Source organism: Actinokineospora terrae, assembly GCF_900111175.1.
GTDB classification, from domain to species: Bacteria; Actinomycetota; Actinomycetes; order Mycobacteriales; family Pseudonocardiaceae; genus Actinokineospora; species Actinokineospora terrae.
Genome location: NZ_FOGI01000002.1, coordinates 104,852 through 122,667 on the forward strand (window position 1 = coordinate 104,852; position 17,816 = coordinate 122,667).

At 75.7% G+C, this 17,816-nt stretch carries 8 protein-coding genes; all 8 read right to left on the bottom strand.

Translation table 11 applies throughout. The features are described 5' to 3' along the window. Positions 1-118: 118 nt before the first annotated feature. Genes BMY07_RS03900 through BMY07_RS03935 form a run of 8 tightly spaced genes read right to left on the bottom strand, consistent with a single transcriptional unit; the run spans position 119 to position 17,710 of the window. The gene (locus BMY07_RS03900; protein ID WP_092775053.1) at positions 119-1,381 is read right to left on the bottom strand and encodes a 3-deoxy-7-phosphoheptulonate synthase; all 1,263 of its coding nucleotides are present in this window, start codon (positions 1,379-1,381) and stop codon (positions 119-121) included. Then, positions 1,378-2,847 carry a DHA2 family efflux MFS transporter permease subunit gene (locus BMY07_RS03905; protein ID WP_092775054.1) on the bottom strand — a complete coding sequence of 490 codons (1,470 nt, stop codon included), beginning with the start codon at positions 2,845-2,847 and terminating at the stop codon, positions 1,378-1,380. The genes BMY07_RS03900 and BMY07_RS03905 overlap by 4 nt, the downstream gene beginning before the upstream one ends. After that, a complete protein-coding gene (locus BMY07_RS03910; RefSeq protein WP_092775055.1) occupies positions 2,844-13,076 on the bottom strand; it encodes a non-ribosomal peptide synthetase in 10,233 nt (3,410 codons plus the stop codon). Before BMY07_RS03910 ends, BMY07_RS03905 begins: the two co-directional genes overlap by 4 nt. 51 nt (positions 13,077-13,127) lie before the next feature. Continuing rightward, on the bottom strand, positions 13,128-13,982 hold the full coding sequence (locus BMY07_RS03915; RefSeq protein WP_092775056.1) for a siderophore-interacting protein: 855 nt from the start codon (positions 13,980-13,982) through the stop codon (positions 13,128-13,130). After that, complete coding sequence (locus BMY07_RS03920) at positions 13,979-14,233, bottom strand: phosphopantetheine-binding protein (protein ID WP_092775057.1); 255 nt, start codon at positions 14,231-14,233, stop codon at positions 13,979-13,981. The genes BMY07_RS03915 and BMY07_RS03920 overlap by 4 nt, the downstream gene beginning before the upstream one ends. After that, a complete protein-coding gene (locus BMY07_RS03925; RefSeq protein WP_092775058.1) occupies positions 14,230-14,895 on the bottom strand; it encodes an isochorismatase family protein in 666 nt (221 codons plus the stop codon). The genes BMY07_RS03920 and BMY07_RS03925 overlap by 4 nt, the downstream gene beginning before the upstream one ends. Beyond that, the gene (locus tag BMY07_RS03930; protein ID WP_092775059.1) at positions 14,892-16,526 is read right to left on the bottom strand and encodes a (2,3-dihydroxybenzoyl)adenylate synthase; all 1,635 of its coding nucleotides are present in this window, start codon (positions 16,524-16,526) and stop codon (positions 14,892-14,894) included. Before BMY07_RS03930 ends, BMY07_RS03925 begins: the two co-directional genes overlap by 4 nt. Further along, complete coding sequence (locus tag BMY07_RS03935; protein ID WP_092775060.1) at positions 16,526-17,710, bottom strand: isochorismate synthase; 1,185 nt, start codon at positions 17,708-17,710, stop codon at positions 16,526-16,528. The genes BMY07_RS03930 and BMY07_RS03935 overlap by 1 nt, the downstream gene beginning before the upstream one ends. Positions 17,711-17,816 lie beyond the last annotated feature (106 nt).

A 17,816-nucleotide genomic window follows, 5' to 3' on the forward strand; every position in this document is an offset into this window, starting at 1 on the left:
CGCTGCGACCCCCACCTTCCGGACACGCCGACCGCCGTCCACTGGACCGTCGCACATCGCCGTCCGACCGGCAACCGGCCTCGATTCAGCCGCCCGGCTCGGGAGCGGCCCGTCGCGTTCAGCAGATCCGGTCGAGGAAGTGCGCGATCACCGCCACGGACTGCTCCGGGTTGAGCCTCGGGTCGCAGGCGGACCGGTAGTCGGGGAAGAGCGGCTCGCTCCCCTGGGGCGAGACGCACTCGGTCACCGGGTCCGGGGTGAGCTCCAGGTGCAGACCGGAGGGGCGCAGCCGGAGTTCGGTGAGGACGCGTACGAACGAGGAGACCTCGGTCAGCATGTCCTCGACCAGGCGCGTCTTCACGCCTGCGACCTTGATGCCGTTGCCGTGCATGGGATCGCACACCCATATCGCGGGTGCTCCGCGTCTGGCCACGGCCCTGGCCACCTCGGGCAGCGCCCGGTCGATGTCGGCGCGGCCGTAGCGGGTGATCAGGCACAGTTTGCCGGGTACGCCGTCCGGGTTGAGCGCCAGGGTGAGCGCGACGACGTCGTCGGGGGTGGCCGTGGGGCCGATCTTGACGCCGACGGGGTTGTGCACCGCGGCCGCCAGCGCCACGTGCGCGCCCCTCAGGTCGCGGGTTCGTTCCCCGATCCAGCCGAAGTGGGTCGACGTGCTGAAGGGGCCGCGTACGCCCGCACGCACCAGCGGCCGCTCGTAGGGCATCAGCAGCAGTTCGTGGGCGACGTGGACGCGTTCCACCAAGGGCTTGCCCCTCGACGCCCGGCGAACCTCCCGCAGCACCGCTCGAGCGCGGTCGTAGGCGGTGCGGAGCCTGCGCGGGTCCGGCACCCGCCGGACCGGTTCGGGTTCGGGGGCGTTGACCGCGTCGCCGCAGTAGGCGGCCATCAGGCCCCCGGTCGGCGCCGGTTCGTACGGCGAGGAGCGCGGTTTGCCGTACTGCCCGGCGAGCCTGCCCACGGCCACGCTGGGCAGCCCGGTGGCCGCGCGCATCATGGCGGCCAGCCCCTGCAGGTAGTCCACCTTCCGCCGGACGAGGTCGGGCACCGCTTCGTGGAACCGCTCGGCGCAGTCCCCGCCCTGCAGCACCAGCGCGTCACCACCGGCCACCAGCGCCATCGCACTGGCCAGGTCGTCCACCTCGTCCTCGGTGGTCAACCCGGGCAGCTCGGCCAGCTCGGCCTCCACCGCGTCGACCGCGAACGGGTGCGGCCACGGCGGCTGCTGCGCGGCCGGGCGCGCGGTGACCCCGGTCAGCGCCGCGACCACCGCGGCGTCGCGGTGCACCGCGGAGTCGAGGACTTCCGGTGGATCGCAGCAGCAGAGGACCTCGTCGAGGGTCGCGCTGTCGTCTTGGGTCATCGTCGTGCTCCTTTGCGTGGTCTGGGCGGTCGCCGGTCCACCCGTCGAGCCGGTCGGGCAAGCGGACCGGGCCGGTCTCGCTGTCGTGGGCGCGGTAGGCGGGTGGCCGCCACCGCGGCCAGGACCGTCGAGGCGAGCACCCACCAGAAGGCGTCGGCGAACGCCGCGGCGGCGTCGGGTCCGCGGGCGGCGAACCGGGTCCGCAGGACGACGGCGAGGACCGCGGTGCCCACGGAGCCACCGAGGGTGTTGAGCAGGCTCAGGGCTCCCGCGGCGCGCGGCAGGCCGTTCGGCGCGACGGCGCGGTAGGCCAGGGTCATGACCGGGGCGCCGATCATCGCCGCGCCCACGCCCCGGACCAGCAGCGACGCGGCGATGAGCGCGTCGGGCACGCCGCGGGCGAGTTGGGTGAACACGACCGTTCCCGCCGCCACCAGGACGATGCCGCTCAGCACCAGCGTGCGAGCCGCGACGCGGTGCACGACCCGGCTGACCCACAGCGAACCGGCGGCGGCGCCGACGCCCTGGGGCGCGAGCAGGAGACCGGTCTCCCACGCCGTCAGCCCGGCCGCCCGCTGCAGGTACAGCGGGAGCAGGAACATGGTGCCGAACACCGACGCGCCCAGGACCACCAGCGCCACCGCGGCCACCCCGAACGGCGGGCGGGTGAACAGGCGCGGGTCGATCAGGGGCACGCCCCTGGTGCGCAGGCCGTGCCCGACGAAGGCCACGAGCATCGACGCGCCCAGTGCGATCGCGGCCGCGCTCAGCGGGGCCGACCCGGTGTGGCCCAGCTCGGTGAGCCCGCAGACGAGCGCGGCCAGTCCGGGTGCGAGCAGCGCGGCGCCGCGCAGGTCGAACGGCGCGCCGCGCTCGCCCCGCGCACCCTCGGGGACGCACCGGCGCACGAGCACCAGGGCGACCGCGCCCACCGGGATGTTGACGCAGAACAACCACGGCCACGAGGCCGCGCCGAGGATGGCCCCACCCGCGAGCGGCCCCAGGACCGGGGACAGCAGGGGGACCACGGCGACCACGCTGATCACCCGGCCGACGCGGTCCGGTCCCGCGGCGCGGGCCAGCAGGGCCTGGCCCAGCGGCGGCAGCAGCCCGCCCGCCGCGCCCTGCAGCACGCGGAAGGCGATGAGGCTGGGCAGCGACCACGCCAGCGCGCAGAGCAGGGAGGCCAGCAGGAACACCGCGATCGCGGCCGCCCAGGCGCGCCTGCCCCCGAACCGGTCGGCCAGCCAGCCCGATGCCGGGACCGCGGTGACGACGGCCAGCAGGTAGGCGGTGCTGACCCAGTGGATGTCGGTGACCGCGACGGCGAACCGGTCGGCCAGCACGTCCAGGGCCACCGAGACGATGGTGGTGTCGATGGTGGCCATGAAGGTGCCGAGCACCAGGACGAAGGCGGTCCGCCACAGGGCCGGGTCGACGGCGGGGCGCGCCGCGTCGGTGCTCACGCGAGCTCGTCGAGCAGCCGGTCGACGTCCTGGTCGAGCAGGGCGGGCAGGGCGCGCAGCGCGCGCAGGAGATCTGCTGCGACGGCCTCGACCTCACCGGGGTCGAAGATCCCGGCCTGGGGCGAGAGCACACCCGTCCAGCCCGCGTCGGTGGGGACGACGGTGAGGGTGAGCGGGTGGTGGGTGCGTTCGCGGAACCGGGTGCCGGTGACGACGAGCCCGGGAGCGGGCTCGCGCAGCCGGGTGGGGTCGACCGGGTAGTTCTCGAACACGAGGAGGGTGTCGAACAACCGCTCCCGACCCGTGGTGGCGGCGAGTTCGGCGACACCGATGTGCTGGTGCTCCACCATGGCGTGCTGGCGCGACTGCGCGTCGGCCAGCGCCTCGGCGAGGGTCCCGGTCAGCCGGGCGCGGACCGCGACGGTGTTGGCCAGCAGACCGAGGATGTCCTCCACCCCCGCCACCTCGGGTGTGCGGCAGGCGACCATGGTGCCGAAGGCGACGTCGCGGCGGCCCGAACGCGTGGCGAGGACCGCCGCCCAGCCGCCCTGCAGCATGGTGTTGGGGGTGAGCCCGCGGTCGGCGCCCGCGGCGGAGAGCGCCGCGACGACCGGGCCGGGCACGGTGAACAGGACCGGATCGGCCGCGGCGACGACGGCGCGCCTGCCGTGCAGCACGTGGTCGCCCTCGGGCAGGTCGAGCAGTTCGCGCCGCCAGGCGCGCAGGTCCGCGGCGTGGTCACGGGCCGCGAGCCACCGGGTGTGGTGGGCGAACGGGGTGGGCTCGGGCGGTTCGGTCCCGCTGTAGAGGGCGAACAGCTCGGTGAGGATCCGCGGGGCGGACCAGCCGTCGGACAGCAGGTGGTGGCTGGTCAGCACGAGGTCGTGGTGACCGGGTCCGCGCCGCAGCACGGTGAGCCGGAACAGCGGGCCGGTGGCCAGGTCGAACGGTTCGGCCAGGTCCTCGGCGAGCACGCGCTCCCGGTCGGCGTCCTCGACCTCGCCGGTGGCGAAGCCGGGTTCGGGTCGGGCGGGGATGACCTGGACGGCGTGGCCGGACGGGAACACCGCGCCCAGGTTGGGGTTGCGGGCGAGCAGGCGGGTGGCCGCGGCGCGCAGGGACGCCGGGTCGAGGTCGCCGTCGAGGGTGAAGACGGCCTGGACGGTGTAGGGGTCCTCGCCCGTCCGGGCCTGGTCGAGCATGAGCTCTTGCAGGGGTGTCAGCGGGAGCAGGTCGCCGCCGGGCACGTCGGCGGTGAGCTCGGCGAGCTCACGGGTGAAGCGCTGCCCCAGCTCGGCGATCTCCTCGGGGGTGAACAGCGCCGCGGGCCAGGTGAAGCGGACACCCAGGCACTCGCCGTGCCCGTCGTCGCGGAGCAGGGCGTTCACCATGAGTGGGTGCGGCAGCGGCAGGTCCTCGCCGCCGGAGCCGAGTGGGTCCGCGTCCGGCGGGGACTGCCAGGCGGTCTCCTCCTCGGGCGCGGCGGGGAAGCGCCCGAGGTAGTTCCAGCCGACCTCGGGCGGGCGCACCAGGTCGCCACCGAGGATCCCGTGGCCGAGGCCGTCGCCTGCGGCGCGCAGGTGTTCGCGGACAGCGCGCAGGGCGGATGCGGTCTGGGCGGGCGGGGTGATCCGGGCTGGGTGCACGGCCGTGAACCAGCCCACCGCCTGGGACAGGTCCACCGGTCCGGAGAAGTCCGGGAGGTGCGCCGGGCGGCCATGGCCCTCGAGCGCGACGAGCAGGTCGGGCGCGGTACCGCGCCAGGCGCCCACCGCGCGGGCGAGGGCGGTGAGCAGCACCGTGTCCGGGGTCGTGCGGTACGCGGCGGGCAGGGTGGTGATCGCCGCGCGGGTGGTGGTCGGGTCGACGCGGATGTGGTGGTGGCGAGCAGTCGCGGCGGTGTCGCGGATCGGGTCGAGGGCGGGCAGCGGGGCGGGCGGGGCCGCGGCGACGCGGTGCCAGTGCGCGAGTTCGTCCTGTCGCGCGGGTGCGGCGGCGCGCAGTGCCCGCGCCCAGCCCAGCAGGGACATGCCGTGGCGGGCGAGGGCGGCGCCCGCGTGGGCTTGGGCGATGTCGTCGAGCAGGACGCGCCACGACACGGCGTCGACCACGAGGTGGTGGGCGATGAGGACGAGCCTGCCCAGTCGGGTGGGTCCCGCGTCGATCCACACCGCGCGCAGCAGCGGCCCGGTGCGCGGGTCCATCGCGGCGCGCACCCGGTCGATGTGCTCCAAGGCGAGCGCACTCGGGTCGCCGGTGGCGGTCACCGCCGTGAGGACGTCCGCTCCGGTCACCGCACCCACCTCGGGGATGCGCAGCACGGGCCCGTCCGGGGTGTCGGCCAGGCGGGCGCGCAGCGCGTCGTGCCTGGCGAGGACGGCATCGAGGACCCGGCCCCACCCGGCGGTATCGCCGGGTGGCACGCACACCTGCACCCACTGGCAGAACGAGTCCGCGGGTCCACGCCGCAGCAGGTCGCGCATGATCGGGGTCAGCGGGGCATCACCCACCGCCGGGCTGTCCTGTGTGGACTCCGGGATCCCGCACCGGGCGGCGATCCCGGCGATCGTGCCGCCCTCGAACACGTCGCGGGCGGTGAGCACGAGCCCGGCGCGGCGCGCCCGCGACACCACCCGCAGGGAGACGATGCTGTCGCCGCCCGCGTCGAGGAAGGAGTCGTCGAGGCGCACGTCGCCGAGCACCTCGCGCAACACCGCCAGCAGGGCGGCCTCGGCCGGGGTGGCCGGCTCCCGGTCCTCGGCCGCGGTGTGCGGGGCGGGGTCGGGCAGGGCGGCGCGGTCGAGTTTGCCGGTGGGGCCCAGGGGCAGGTGGTCGACGACGACGACGGACGTGGGCACCATGTAGTCGGGCAGGTCGGTGGCCAGGTGCTCGCGCAGCGAGGCCGGGTCGGGGTGGGTGCCTCCGGTGGGCAGGACGTAGCCGACCAGCCTGCCCTCCCGGAGGACCACCGCGCAGGCCAGCACCTGCGCGTGCCTGCTGAGCACGTTCTCGATCTCGGCGAGCTCGATGCGGAAGCCGCGAACCTTGACCTGGTGGTCAATGCGGCCCAGGAACACCAGGTGCCCGTCGGGGCGCCAGCGCACCAGGTCGCCGGTGCGGTACATGCGCTCGCCCGCCGGTCCGAAGGGGTCGGCGACGAACCGCTCCGCGGTCAGCCCGGGGCGGTTGACGTAGCCCCGGGCGAGCTTGGGTCCGGCCAGGTACAGCTCGCCCGCCACCCCGATGCCGACCGGGAGCAGTCCCGCGTCGAGGACGTAGGCGCGCACCTGCGGGTCGGGCCTGCCGATCGGCAGCGGCCCCGGGTCGTCGCGCCGGTAGCGCCACGTGACGGAGTTGATGGTGACCTCGGTGGGGCCGTACGCGTTGAACAGCGCGCGCCGGTCGCCCCAGCGGTGGGCCAGCTCGGGGTCGAGCCGCTCGGCACCGAGCATGACGAACAGCTCGCGGTCGACCGCACCGGCGTCGGGCATCGCCGCGACGAACGAGGGCAGCAGGTTCACCCCCGTCACCCGGTGCTCGGCGATGTAGTCGAGCAGCTCGTCGCCGGGCACCCGCGCTTCCTCGGGGGCGATGACGCAGGTGCCGCCGGAGAGCAGCGGCAGCACGAACTGGAAGAACGCGACGTCGAAGCTGGTCGAGGCGAAGTGCAGGAAGCGCTCGCGCTCACCGATCCCGACGATGTCCTCCTGCAGGGTCACCAGGCTGGGCAGGCCGCGGTGCGGGATGGCGACGCCCTTGGGCCTGCCCGTGGTGCCGGAGGTGTAGATGACGTAGGCGATCGAGTCGTCGGTGACGCGGCTGCGGGCCTCGACCGGATCGGCGTCCCAGGTGGACGGTCCGATGTGGGCGGTGGGATCGACCACCGGGGCGGCGACCGGGACGGCCCGCGGGCCGGGGGTGGCGATCACCGCGGTGGGGGCGATGTCCTCGACCATGAACCGCAGGCGCTCGACCGGGTAGGTGGGGTCCATCGGGACGTGCACCGCGCCCGCCTTGAGCACGCCGAACAGCGCCACCACCATCTCCACGTCCCGGTCGAGCAGCACCGCCACCGGGTCCTGCGGGCGCACGCCCCGCGCGCGCAGGGCGTGGGCGAGGCGGTTGGCGCGGCGGTCGAGCTCGGCGTAGGACAGGACGCGGTCGCGGCACACGACGGCCTCGGCGTCGGGCCTCTCGCGCACCCACCGGCCGAACTCCTCCAGGCAGCCGCCCACCGGCCTGCTCGGCTCGGGCCCCTCCCCCAGCGCCAGCATCGCCCGGTGCTCGGCGGCGTCGAGGGTGCGCAGCCGGGCGACGGGGCGGTCCGGGTCGGTGATGATCTCCTCGAGCAGGGTGCGCAGCCAGCGGCCGTAGCGCCGCACGGTGTCCTCGTCGAAGACGGCGGGCTGGTAGCCGAGACCGACGACGATGCCCTCCCCGGGGATGACGACCACGGTCAGCGGGTAGTGCGTCGCGTCGGTGATGTCGACGCCCACCAGGTCGAGGCCGGGGGCGAGTGTGGTGCGGTGCCTGCTGGAGAGGGGGAAGTTCTCCATCACCAGCATGGTGTCGAACAGCTCGCCCAGTCCTGCCGCGCGCTGCACCTGCGGGAGCCCGACGTGGTGGTGCTCGGCCAAGGCGGCGCTCTCGGCCTGCACCCGCGCGAGGACGGCCGCGGCGGTCTCGGCCGCTCCGGCGCGCACGCGCACCGCGATGGTGTTGCCGAGTTGGCCGATGACGCGTTCGACCCCGTCGAGTTCGGCGGGCCTGCCGGAGACGGGGCAGCCGAACACCACGTCGTCGCGGCCGGTGAGCCTGCCGAGCAGCACTCCCCAGGCGGTCTGGAACAGCGTGGTGGCGGTGACGCCGTGCTCCCGGCCGAACGCGCGCACCCGCTCGCTGAACTCCACGCCCAGCTCGACGGTCACCCGCCCCGGACGGGCCACAGTGGACACCGCGGTGGCCGGTGCCAGCCGGGTGCCCGCGTCGAGGCCCGCCAGCGCCGCCTGCCAGGCCGCCAGACCGGCGGCGTGGTCGCGACCGGCCAGGAGGCGGTGGTACTCGCTCGGGGACGGGCTGGTCGGCGCCGCGGGTCCGCCGCCGAGTTCGGCGTAGGTCGCCAGCAGGGTGCGGCCGACCAGCGGCATCGACCAGCCGTCGAGCAGCGCGTGGTGGTTGGTGATGACCAGGCGGTGCTCGTCGGGACCGAGCGTGCACAGCAGGAAGCGCACCAGCGGCGCGACCGCCGGGTCAAGGGGCCGCTCCAGGTCCGCGCGGCAGTGCTGGGCGACGAGTCGGGCGCGCTCGTCGGGTGTGTGTCCGGACAGGTCGACCCGCCGCCAGTCGAGCGTGACCTCGGCGGGGACGACCTGCACGACGTCCCCGCCCGCGGTGGTGTGCAGGTGGACGCGCAGCGCGGGGTGCCTGCGCAGCAGCTCGGCGGTCGCCGCGCGCATCCGGTCGGGGTCGAGGGCGCCGCGCAACAGGGTCACCGCCTGCACGACGTAGACGTCGGTGTCGTGTTCGGCACGCACCTGGGTGTGGAAGGCAAGGCCGATCTGCAGGGGCGTGGCGGGCAGGACGTCGAGTACCCGGCCGCGCCGCTCCAGCTCGTCGATGGCGTCCTGGTCGAGGTCGACCAGCGGCAGGTCGGACGGGGTGAGCCCGCCACCGTCGTTGCCGAGGCGCTCGGCGTGCGCGGCGAGGGCCTCGAGGGCCCGAGCCCAAGCGGCGCGCAGCCCGGTGAGCTCGTGCGGGGTGAGGACCAGTCCGGCCGCGGTCCACTCCACGGCGACGCGCGGCCGGGTGCCCTCCCGGACGAAGCAGTTGAGCGCGAGCACCTGTTCCAGCGCCTTGGCCGGGGGCTCGATCACGGCGAACGGGTCGTCGTCGGGCAACCGCCACCCGTCCCCGGTCACCGGGGCGAACCGGCCGAGGTAGTTGAGCACCACGTCCGGCGGCGGGGTCGCGGCGAACTCGGCCCTGGTCGCGGGGTCGAGGTGGCGCAGCACGCCGTAGCCGACGCCGTTGTCGGGGACCGCGCGCTTGGCCTCCTTGACCGCGCGCACCAACCGCCCGGCGGCCGCACCACCGGCGAGCGCGTCGGCCAGGTCCGCCGACGAGCGCACGGCGTCGGCGGGCAGGCGCAAGGGGTGTTCGGCGGTGAACCAGCCGACCGTGCGCGCGAGGTCGAACCCGTCCTGGTCGCGGCCGTGGCCTTCCACGGTGACGGTCACCGCGTCGCGCTCGTCGCCGCTCCAGAGCCGCAGCGCGAGGACGAGCGCGGCCAGCAGCACCTCGTCGGAACCCGCGCGGTAGGCGGCGGTCAGCCCGGTGAGGACGGCGGCGCTCGCCTCGGGCGAGGCGACGGTGGTGACGCGGTGGGCGGTGGCGGTCGTGTCGACGGACCGGTCCAGCGGGCGGGCACCGAGGCGGAAGTCGTCGCGGGCGGCGCGCCAGTGGTCGACCTCGGCCCCGCGGGCGCCGGTGGTGCCCTGCTCGGCGAGCCGCAGCGCGTGACCGCGCCACGAGGCACCGACCGGCGCGAGGGGCTTTCCGGTGCACGCTGCGTGCAGGTCGTTGAGCAGCACCCGCCAGGACACGCCGTCGACGGCGAGGTGGTGGACCACGACCACCACCTCGTCGGGGACGTCCGGCGGTGTGCGCAGCAGCGCGACCCTCGCCATCTCGCCCGCGGTCGGGTCGAGCTCGGCGGCCAGCGAAGCGGCCACCGCGGCCGAACCGTCTCCTGTGGACTCGACGACCACGTGGCAGGCGAGCGCGGCCCCCGGTGGGGCGATGACCAGCTCACCGGGGGGTGTCACCCGCAGGCGCAGGGCGTCGTGGTGGTCGACCAGCGCGCGGACACCGCGGGTGAGGGCCGCGAGGGTCAAGGCCCCGTCGACGCGCACCGCGGTCCACTGCGCGTACCCCGCGACCGGGGTGAGGTCGGGGTGCGCGTCGAGCAGGGCGCGCACGATGGGCGGCGCGGGCACCGGCCCGGTCGGCTCGTCGGGTGCCAGCACCTCCCCCTCGCCGAGGTCGCGGCTCGCGGCGGCCAGCGAGGCGAGGCTCCCGCGCCCGAGCAAGTCCCGGGGACGCAGGTCAACGCCGTGCGCGCGCAGCCTGCTGCTGACACCGATCGCGGTGATGCTGTCGCCGCCGACGGCGAAGAAGTCGTCGTCCGGACCGACCTGGTCCACCCCGACCGCCTCGGCCACGGCGGCGCAGAGCAGCCGCTCCCGCTCCGTGCCCGGGCCGCGGCCACCCCCGGCGGACCGGGGGGCGGGCAGGGCGGCGCGATCGAGCTTCCCGTTGGAGGTCATGGGGAGCGCGTCCAGGACGACCACGGACGTGGGCACCAGGTGATCCGGCACCCGTAGCGCCAACGCCGAGCGGATCTCGTCCTGGCTGAGCGCGCCCGCCGGGTCGAGGGCGGTCCGCGCGGCGGGGACGACGTAGCCCACGAGGCGGGGCGCGCCGGTGTCGGTGCGCACGGCGGCGGCCGCGGCACCCACCCCCGGCAGCGCGCCCAGCGCGGCCTCGACCTCGCCGAGCTCGACGCGGTGCCCCCGGACCTTGACCTGCCCGTCGCGGCGACCCAGGTACGCCAGCCCCCGGCCCGGCACCCAGCGGGCCAGGTCCCCGGTGCGGTACATCCGGTCGCCGGGAGCGCCGAACGGGTCGGCGAGGAACCGCTCTGCGGTGGCCCCCGGCCGGTCGAGGTAGCCGCGCGCCAGGTGCGGACCCGCCAGGTACAACTCCCCCGCGCCACCGGCTGGTACCACGCGCAGCGCGTTGTCCAGCAGGTAGACCCGAGTCCCCGGGACCGGGAACCCGATCACCGGGTCACCGCCGTCGACCCGCGCCGCCGTACTGTCCACTGTGGCCTCTGTCGGGCCGTAGAGGTTGCGCGCGGGGACGCCGGACTCCGCGACCCGGCGCCACAGCGCCGGTGGCGCGGCCTCCCCGCCGAGGACGAGCAACGCCGGTGGGTGCGGCCCGTCGAGCAGACCCGCGTCCACCAGGTGGGCGGCCATCGACGGCGTGGTGTCGACGACGTCGATGCCGTCGCGCGCGAACGCGGCGACCAGCGCGGACGCGTCGCGCGCCGACTCATTGTCGTAGAGGTGCAGTTCGTGCCCGCACACCAGCCACAGCAGCTGGTCGAGCGCGGAGTCGAAGGCGAAGGAGTACGTGTGCGCGGCGCGCAGCCGCCGACCGGCCGCGCGCGCGGTCTCGGCCACCGTGGTGGCCCGGTGGTGGTGCACGAGCGAGGCCAGGCCGCCGACGCGCCCCAGCACACCCTTGGGGGTACCGGTGGACCCGGAGGTGAAGATGACGTAGGCGAGGTGATCGGGGTGCCTTGGCGCCGACAGTTCCTCAATGGACAGTGGAAGATCCGACAGCCCGGCCAGTTCCGCGCGGGTCTCCGGTGCGTCGAGCACCAGGTGCGGCACCCCCGGTGGCACCGCGTCGGCGGTGGCCGTCTCGGTGAGCGCGAGCACCGCGCCCGACTCGGCGATCGTCGCGCGCAGCCGCGGCCGCGGGTGCTCGACGTCGAGCGGGAGGAAGGCGGCGCCCGCCTCGAGCACCGCCAGCAGGGCGATGACCAGGTCGGTCGAGCGGCTCATCGGCAGCGCGACCACGTCGTCCGCGCCGACACCGCGCGCCAGCAGGGCGCGGGCCAGCCTGCGCACCCCGGCGACCAACTCCTGCACGGTCAGCCGCCGCTGCCCGCACACCAACGCCGTCTGCCCGCGGTGCTCGGCCAGGAGTTCGGCCAGCAGACCGGGCACGTCGCGCGGCACACCCGGCGCGGCCTCGGCGCGCCAGGCCGCCAGCAGCGCCGCGCGGTCATCGGGCCCGACCAGCTCGACCCGGCCGACCGCGGGCGCGGTCGGGCCCGCCAGGCCGGAGACCAGCGCGCGCAGCGCGTCGAGCCTGCGCTCGACCCCCGCCTGGTCGTGGCCGCGGGCGTCCACCTCGAAGCCCAGCAGCAGCCCGCCGTCGGCGGTGGGCAGCACGCTGAGCCCCATGTCCTCCGGCGGACCGCCCGCGACGTTGCGCATGGTCCCGGTCGACCCGGCGAAGTCGATCGCGAGGTCGAACGCCTTGAGGTTGACCCCCCGCCCGTGCAGCAGCGCGCCCGCGCCGGGCACGGCCAGGTCGCGGGGCAGGTCCTCGCCCCGGTAGCGCTGGTGCGCGCGCATCTCCCGCATCGCCGCGGCCACCCGCGCGGTCAGCTGGGCCAACCCGTCGCCGCCGGACACCGCGACCCGCAGGGGCAGCACGTTGACCGCCATCGCCGGGGTGCGCAGCGCGGAACCGAACCGGCACATCAAGGGCAGCGCGAACACCACGTCGTCGTGGCCGAGCACCCGGTGCAGGAACGCGGCGTAGCAGGCGATGAGCGCCTCGCCCCACGTCGCGCCCACGCCCTCGGCGACGTCCCGCAGCCGATCGAGGTCGCTCGCGGGCAGCACGGCACGAGCGGTGACCGTGCGTTCGGGCAGCCCGGTCGCGCCGGTGTCGTGGTCGAGGTCGGGCAGCGGGGTGAACCGCGCGCGCCAGTACGCCCGGTCCTGCTCGGCCCGCCCGCCCGCGAGGTAGGCGCGGTCGGCGGCGACCACGTCGGCGAACCGGCCGAACGGCGAGGGAGCGGGCTGGATCCCGCGCACCAGGGCCGTGTAGTGGGCCGCGGTCCGGCGGGCCAGCATGGCCGCGGAGTAGCCGTCGAACACCAGGTGGTGGCCCAACTGCGTGAACCACACCTCCCGGTCCGCCAGGCGCAGCACCGTGTGCGAGAACAGCGGGCGGTCCACCATCTCCCGGCAGGCGCCCGCGACCCGGCGGCGTTCGCGGTCGACCAGCGCGTGCGCGGCGGCCACCGGGTCCGGCGCGGCGCGCAGGTCGACCACATCGGGGAGCGGCACCGGCTCGGCGGACAGCACCTGGCGCGGCCCGTCCGCGGTCGCGAACACGCGCAACCGCAGGCTGTCCGCCTCCTCCGTGGTCGCGCGGATCGCCGCGCGCAACGCCTCGACGTCCACCGGGTCGCCGCCGCTGATCTCCAGCACGTCGCCGACGACGTAGTACGGCGAGTCCGGCTCCAGGCGCTGCGCGTCCCAGATACCGCGCTGGGCACGGGTCAGCTCCCAGGTGGTCTCGGGAGACCCTGCCGCGTCGGGGACGAACTGGCTCCCGGGGTGGGCCTGGGTTGTGCTCAACGCGTACTCCTGGAGGTCGGGTGGCGAGGTCAGGGGCGGCGAGCGACCGGATCACTCGTGGTCGTGTTCGTCGAAGTCGGCGACGCCTCGTTTCCAGTAGCCGGTGATGTCGTGGTCGGTCCGGTCCAGGCCCAGTTCGTCGCGGACCCAGCGGCGCAGCGGCCTGATCGCACCCGCCTCGCCCGCGATCCAGGCGTAGAGCCGCTCACCGCCGGGCACGCGGACCTCCCGCACGGCGCGGGCGAGCGGACCCGGGCCGCCGGGCTCGGCGCCGTCGCGGTGCAGCCAGCGCACCCGCACGCCCTCGGGGTTGCGCAGGTCGATGTGCTCGCCCGCGTCCGCGACCTCGATGAACGCCCAGCCGCGCGCGGTGCGGGGCAGTTCCTCGAGCCTGCGGGCGATGGCGGGCAGCGCGGTCAGGTCGCCCGCGATCAGGTAGCGGTCGTAGCGGTGCGGGACGATCACCCCGCCGGGCGGGCCCACCACGTGCACCACCGCGCCGGGTTCGACCGCGCGCGCCCAGTCGCTGCCGAGCCCGCCCGCGTGCAGGGCGACGTCGAGGTCGAGTTCGCCGGTGGCCGGGTCGTAGCGGCGCACCGTGTACTCGCGGGAAGTCGGCGACGGATCGGGCCACCGCAGCACGTCCCCGGCGGGCTCCGGCAGGCGCAGCGCGCCGTCCGGGTCCGGGAACAGCACCTTCACGTGCTCATCGGGCGCGTGCGCTTCGAACCCGGCGGTCCCGGCGCCGCCGAGGGTGACCCGCAGCAGACCGGACCCGACCATGGCCTTGCGCACCACCAGCGCGGCGCGCACGCGGATCGGGTAGCCCACCTTCTCCGCCGTGGTGCCCGCCAGGACCTCGGCGATCCGCTCGCGGTGGCGGTGGCGGTGGTCGACCCGGGTCACGAGTCCACCCCGGCGACGAGGCGGGTCCAGCGGTCCAGCCGGGGCTCCTCGGCCAGGTCGGCGAACTCCACCCCGGGCGCGCCCGCCGCCCGCCAGCGCTCGACCAGGGCCATGGTGCGCATGGAGTCCAGGCCCAGGTCGAGCAGGTCGGCGTCCGGGGTCACCTCGTGCGGCGCGCAGCCGAGGACCTCGGCGATGTCGGCCCGCAGGCGGTCCGCGGTCAGCGCGTGGCCCGGCTCCGGGGCGGTCATCGCCGGACCCCCGCCGAGACCAGGGCGGCCAGCGCGTCGGCGGTGGTGGTCACGGTGCCGCAGCACTGCGCGACGTAGGCGCACGCCCGGTCGTGGTGCTCGCGGGAGAAGTCGGCCACGGCGTCGCAGACCAGCAACGGCCGCACGTCGGCCATGAACGCCTCCACCGCGGTGGCCTGGCAGCCGATGTGGGCGTAGACCCCGGTGATCAGCAACTGGTCGCGGCGCGCGGCGGCGAGCAGGTCGATCAGCGGGGTGCGCTGGAACGCACTGTAGCGCCACTTGTCCAGCACCGTGTCGCCGGGCCTCGGGGCGAGTTCGGCGACGACGTCCGCGGCGCGCGGGTCGTCATCGATGACCGCGCCGATGCCCTGGCCCCAGAACTCGGTGAGCAGGCCGCGGTCCTCGGCGCTCTGGCGGCCCGGCTGGGCTGTGTAGAACACCGGCACCCCCGCCTCCCGCGCCGCGTCGAGCAGCGCCGCGATGTTGGCGACCACCCGCGGGATGGGCGCACCCGCGAACGGAGCGAGGAAGTAGCGCTGCGCGTCGTGCACCAACAGCGCCGCCCGGGCCGGGTCAGGCCGCCAGTCGACCCGGCCCGCGGGCAGGTCGGCCGCCGTGGGCAGCCGGTAGGGGGCGATCTTGGGTAGGGACACGGTCACGCCTTCCTCACGAGGGCGGCCAGGGCCGCCCGCAGTTCGCGTTTGCTGGTCTTGCCGACACCGGTCACCGGGAACTCCGCGACGACCTGCACCAGGTCGGGCACCTTGAACGCGGCGACGCCGCGCTCGCGGACGAACCGGCGCAGCGCGGGTCCGGTTGGCGCGGAGCCCGCCACGGGCACGACGTAGGCGCAGGTCCGCTCACCGAGGTACTCGTCGGGCACCGCGACCACCGCGGCGTCGAGCACGTCGGGGTGGGCCATCAGGTGGTCCTCGACCTCCTCCGCGGCGACCTTCTCCCCGCCCCGGTTGATCTGCTCCTTGGCCCGGCCGACGACCTCCAGGTGCCCGGTGGGGCCGCGCCGCACCAGGTCCCCGGTGCGGTAGAAGCCGTCCGGGGTGAACGCCAGGGCGTTGTGCTCGGGCGCGCGGTGGTAGCCGCGGATCGTGTAGGGGCCGCGGGTCAGCAGCGCCCCGGTCTCCCCCGGCGGCACCAGGTCGTCCGAGCCCGCCAACGGGTTCTCCGGGTCGACCACGCGCACCTCGTCGTCCGGGGAGATCGGGCGTCCCTGGGTGCCCAGCACGAGGTCGTCCAGGTCGTCGAGGCGGGTGTAGCAGACCAGCCCCTCGGCCATGCCGAACACCTGCTGCAACCGCACACCCAGCGCGGGCCCGATCCGCTCGGCCAGCTCGCGGCCGCACTTGGCCCCGCCGACGAGCAGGACCTCGAGGGTGGACAGGTCGTGCTCGGTGCGGGCGGCCGCCTGCACCCACGAGGCGGCCAGCGGCGGTACGACCCCGGTGATCGTCACGCCCTCGCGGTCGATGAGCCGGAACGCGGTGTCGGCGTCCGGGCGCGGGCAGAGCACGACCTTGGCCCCCACGTGCAGGGCGCCGAGGACACCGGGCGAGCTCAACGGGTAGTTGTGCGCGGCGGGCAGGGCGGCCAGGTACACGCTGTCCGGGCGCAGCGCGCAGATGCGGGCACTCTCGCGGACGCTGTAGAGGTAGTCGTCGTGGGTGCGCGGGATCAGCTTCGGCAGCCCGGTGCTGCCGCCGGAGAGCTGCAGGAACGCCACACCGGACGGGTCGGGGTCGGGCAGCTCGCGCGGCGCCGTCGCGGACAGCTCGTCGAACTCGCTCGACCCGACCACGTGCACCTGGCGCACCGAGGGCACGTCCGCGGCCACGGCGCGCGCGAGGGCCGCGTGGTCGTGGCGCTCGTGGGTGTCGACGGTGAGGATCGCGGTGGCCCCGCTCTGCTCGGCGAAGTGCCGCAGCTCGGTGCGCCGGTGGGCGGGCAGTGCGAACACCGGCCAGGCGCCGAGGCGCCACAGCCCGAACAGCACCGGGACGAACTCGGGCACGTTCGGCACCTGCACGACCACCCGCTCGCCCGCGCGGATCCCGGACTCGGCCAGGCCTGCCGCGATCCGGTGGGCGCGCTGGTCGAGCTCGGCGTAGTCCCAGCGGCTGGTGACCCCGTCGCGCTCCCCCACCACGGCGGTGCGGGTCGCGTGCGCCTCGGCCAGCGCGGTGAGCAGCGCGCCGAGGCTCTGCCCGCGCCAGTGGCCCGCGGCGCGGTAGCGGGCCGCGACGTCCCGGGGCCACGGGGTGTGCTCGAGGGCCATCACCGCTCCCGCGCGCCGAGCGCCCGCAGCAGGGTGCGGAACTTCGCCCCGGTCTCGGCCAACTCCGCGTCCGGGTCCGAGCCCGCGACGATCCCGGCGCCCGCGAACAGGCGCACCGCCGCGTCGCAGACCTCCGCGCAGCGGATGGTGACCACCCACTCACCGTCGCCGTGCCGGTCGGTCCACCCCACCAGCCCGGTGAAGTAGCCGCGGTCGAGCGGCTCCAGGTCGGCGATCGCGTCGCGCGCGCGGTCCACGGGCACCCCGCACACCGCGGGCGTGGGGTGCAGCGCCTCCGCCAGCGCCAGCGCCGAGGTGGCGGGGTCGGCGATCCGGCCGGTGATCCGGGTCGAGAGGTGCCACATGGTCGGCGTGCCGATCACGGTGGGCTCGGCGGGCACGTGCAGCTCTCGGCAGAACCGGCCGAGCACCCGCGCGACCTCGGCCGCGACGTGCGCGTGCTCGGCCCGGTCCTTGGCCGAGGCCAGCAGCGCGGCCCGGCGACCGCGGTCGCGCGCCTCGTCGGCCACCCGCGGCGCCGACCCGGCCAGCGGGTTGGCGACCACCTCGGTGCCGCGCCGCGAGACCAGCAGCTCGGGGCTGGCGCCGACCAGGGTGCGCGGGGCCGGATCGCCGGGCGCGCTGACGTCGACGGCGAAGGCGTGCGCGGCGGGGTCGGCGCGCACCAGCCTGGCGAGCAGCGCGGGCACCGCGACGGGGCTGCCGGAGAGCAGGTCGAGGCACCGCCCCAGCACGACCTTGTCCAGCTCGGCACCGTCGATCAGCTCCAGCGCGCGGCGCACGGCGTCGGCGTAGCGCGCCGGTTCCGGTCGGGGCACGACCGTCCACGCGGGTACCGCCGCCGGTGCGGTGGGACCGTCGCCCGCGGGGGCGCAGGCCCGGCGCACGACAGCGGGCACGACCAGGCTGGCCGGGCCGTCCTGGCGGAAGCCGATGGCACCCACCACCACGGGGTCGTCGTGACCCGCCCGGACCGCTGCCGCCAGCGCCGCCGCCGCGGCCCGGGCGCGGTCACCGCCATCAGCCTCGACACAGGCGTGCACGCCATCGGCGAGCAGCGAGCCGTGCGCCGAGGTGTAGTAGAACGACCCGGGCAGGTAGGCGGCCAGAAGATCCGCGCCTCGGTGGACAGGGCGGGGACGCACGAGAACTGCTGGGGACACGCCGGGATTCCTTTCACGCGTGCGGTTCGAGCCAGGCCGGGCGCCTCGGGGAGACGCCCGTTCGCCGGTTTCGTTCGGCAGGCGGCCGGACCGCCGAACGGTCAGG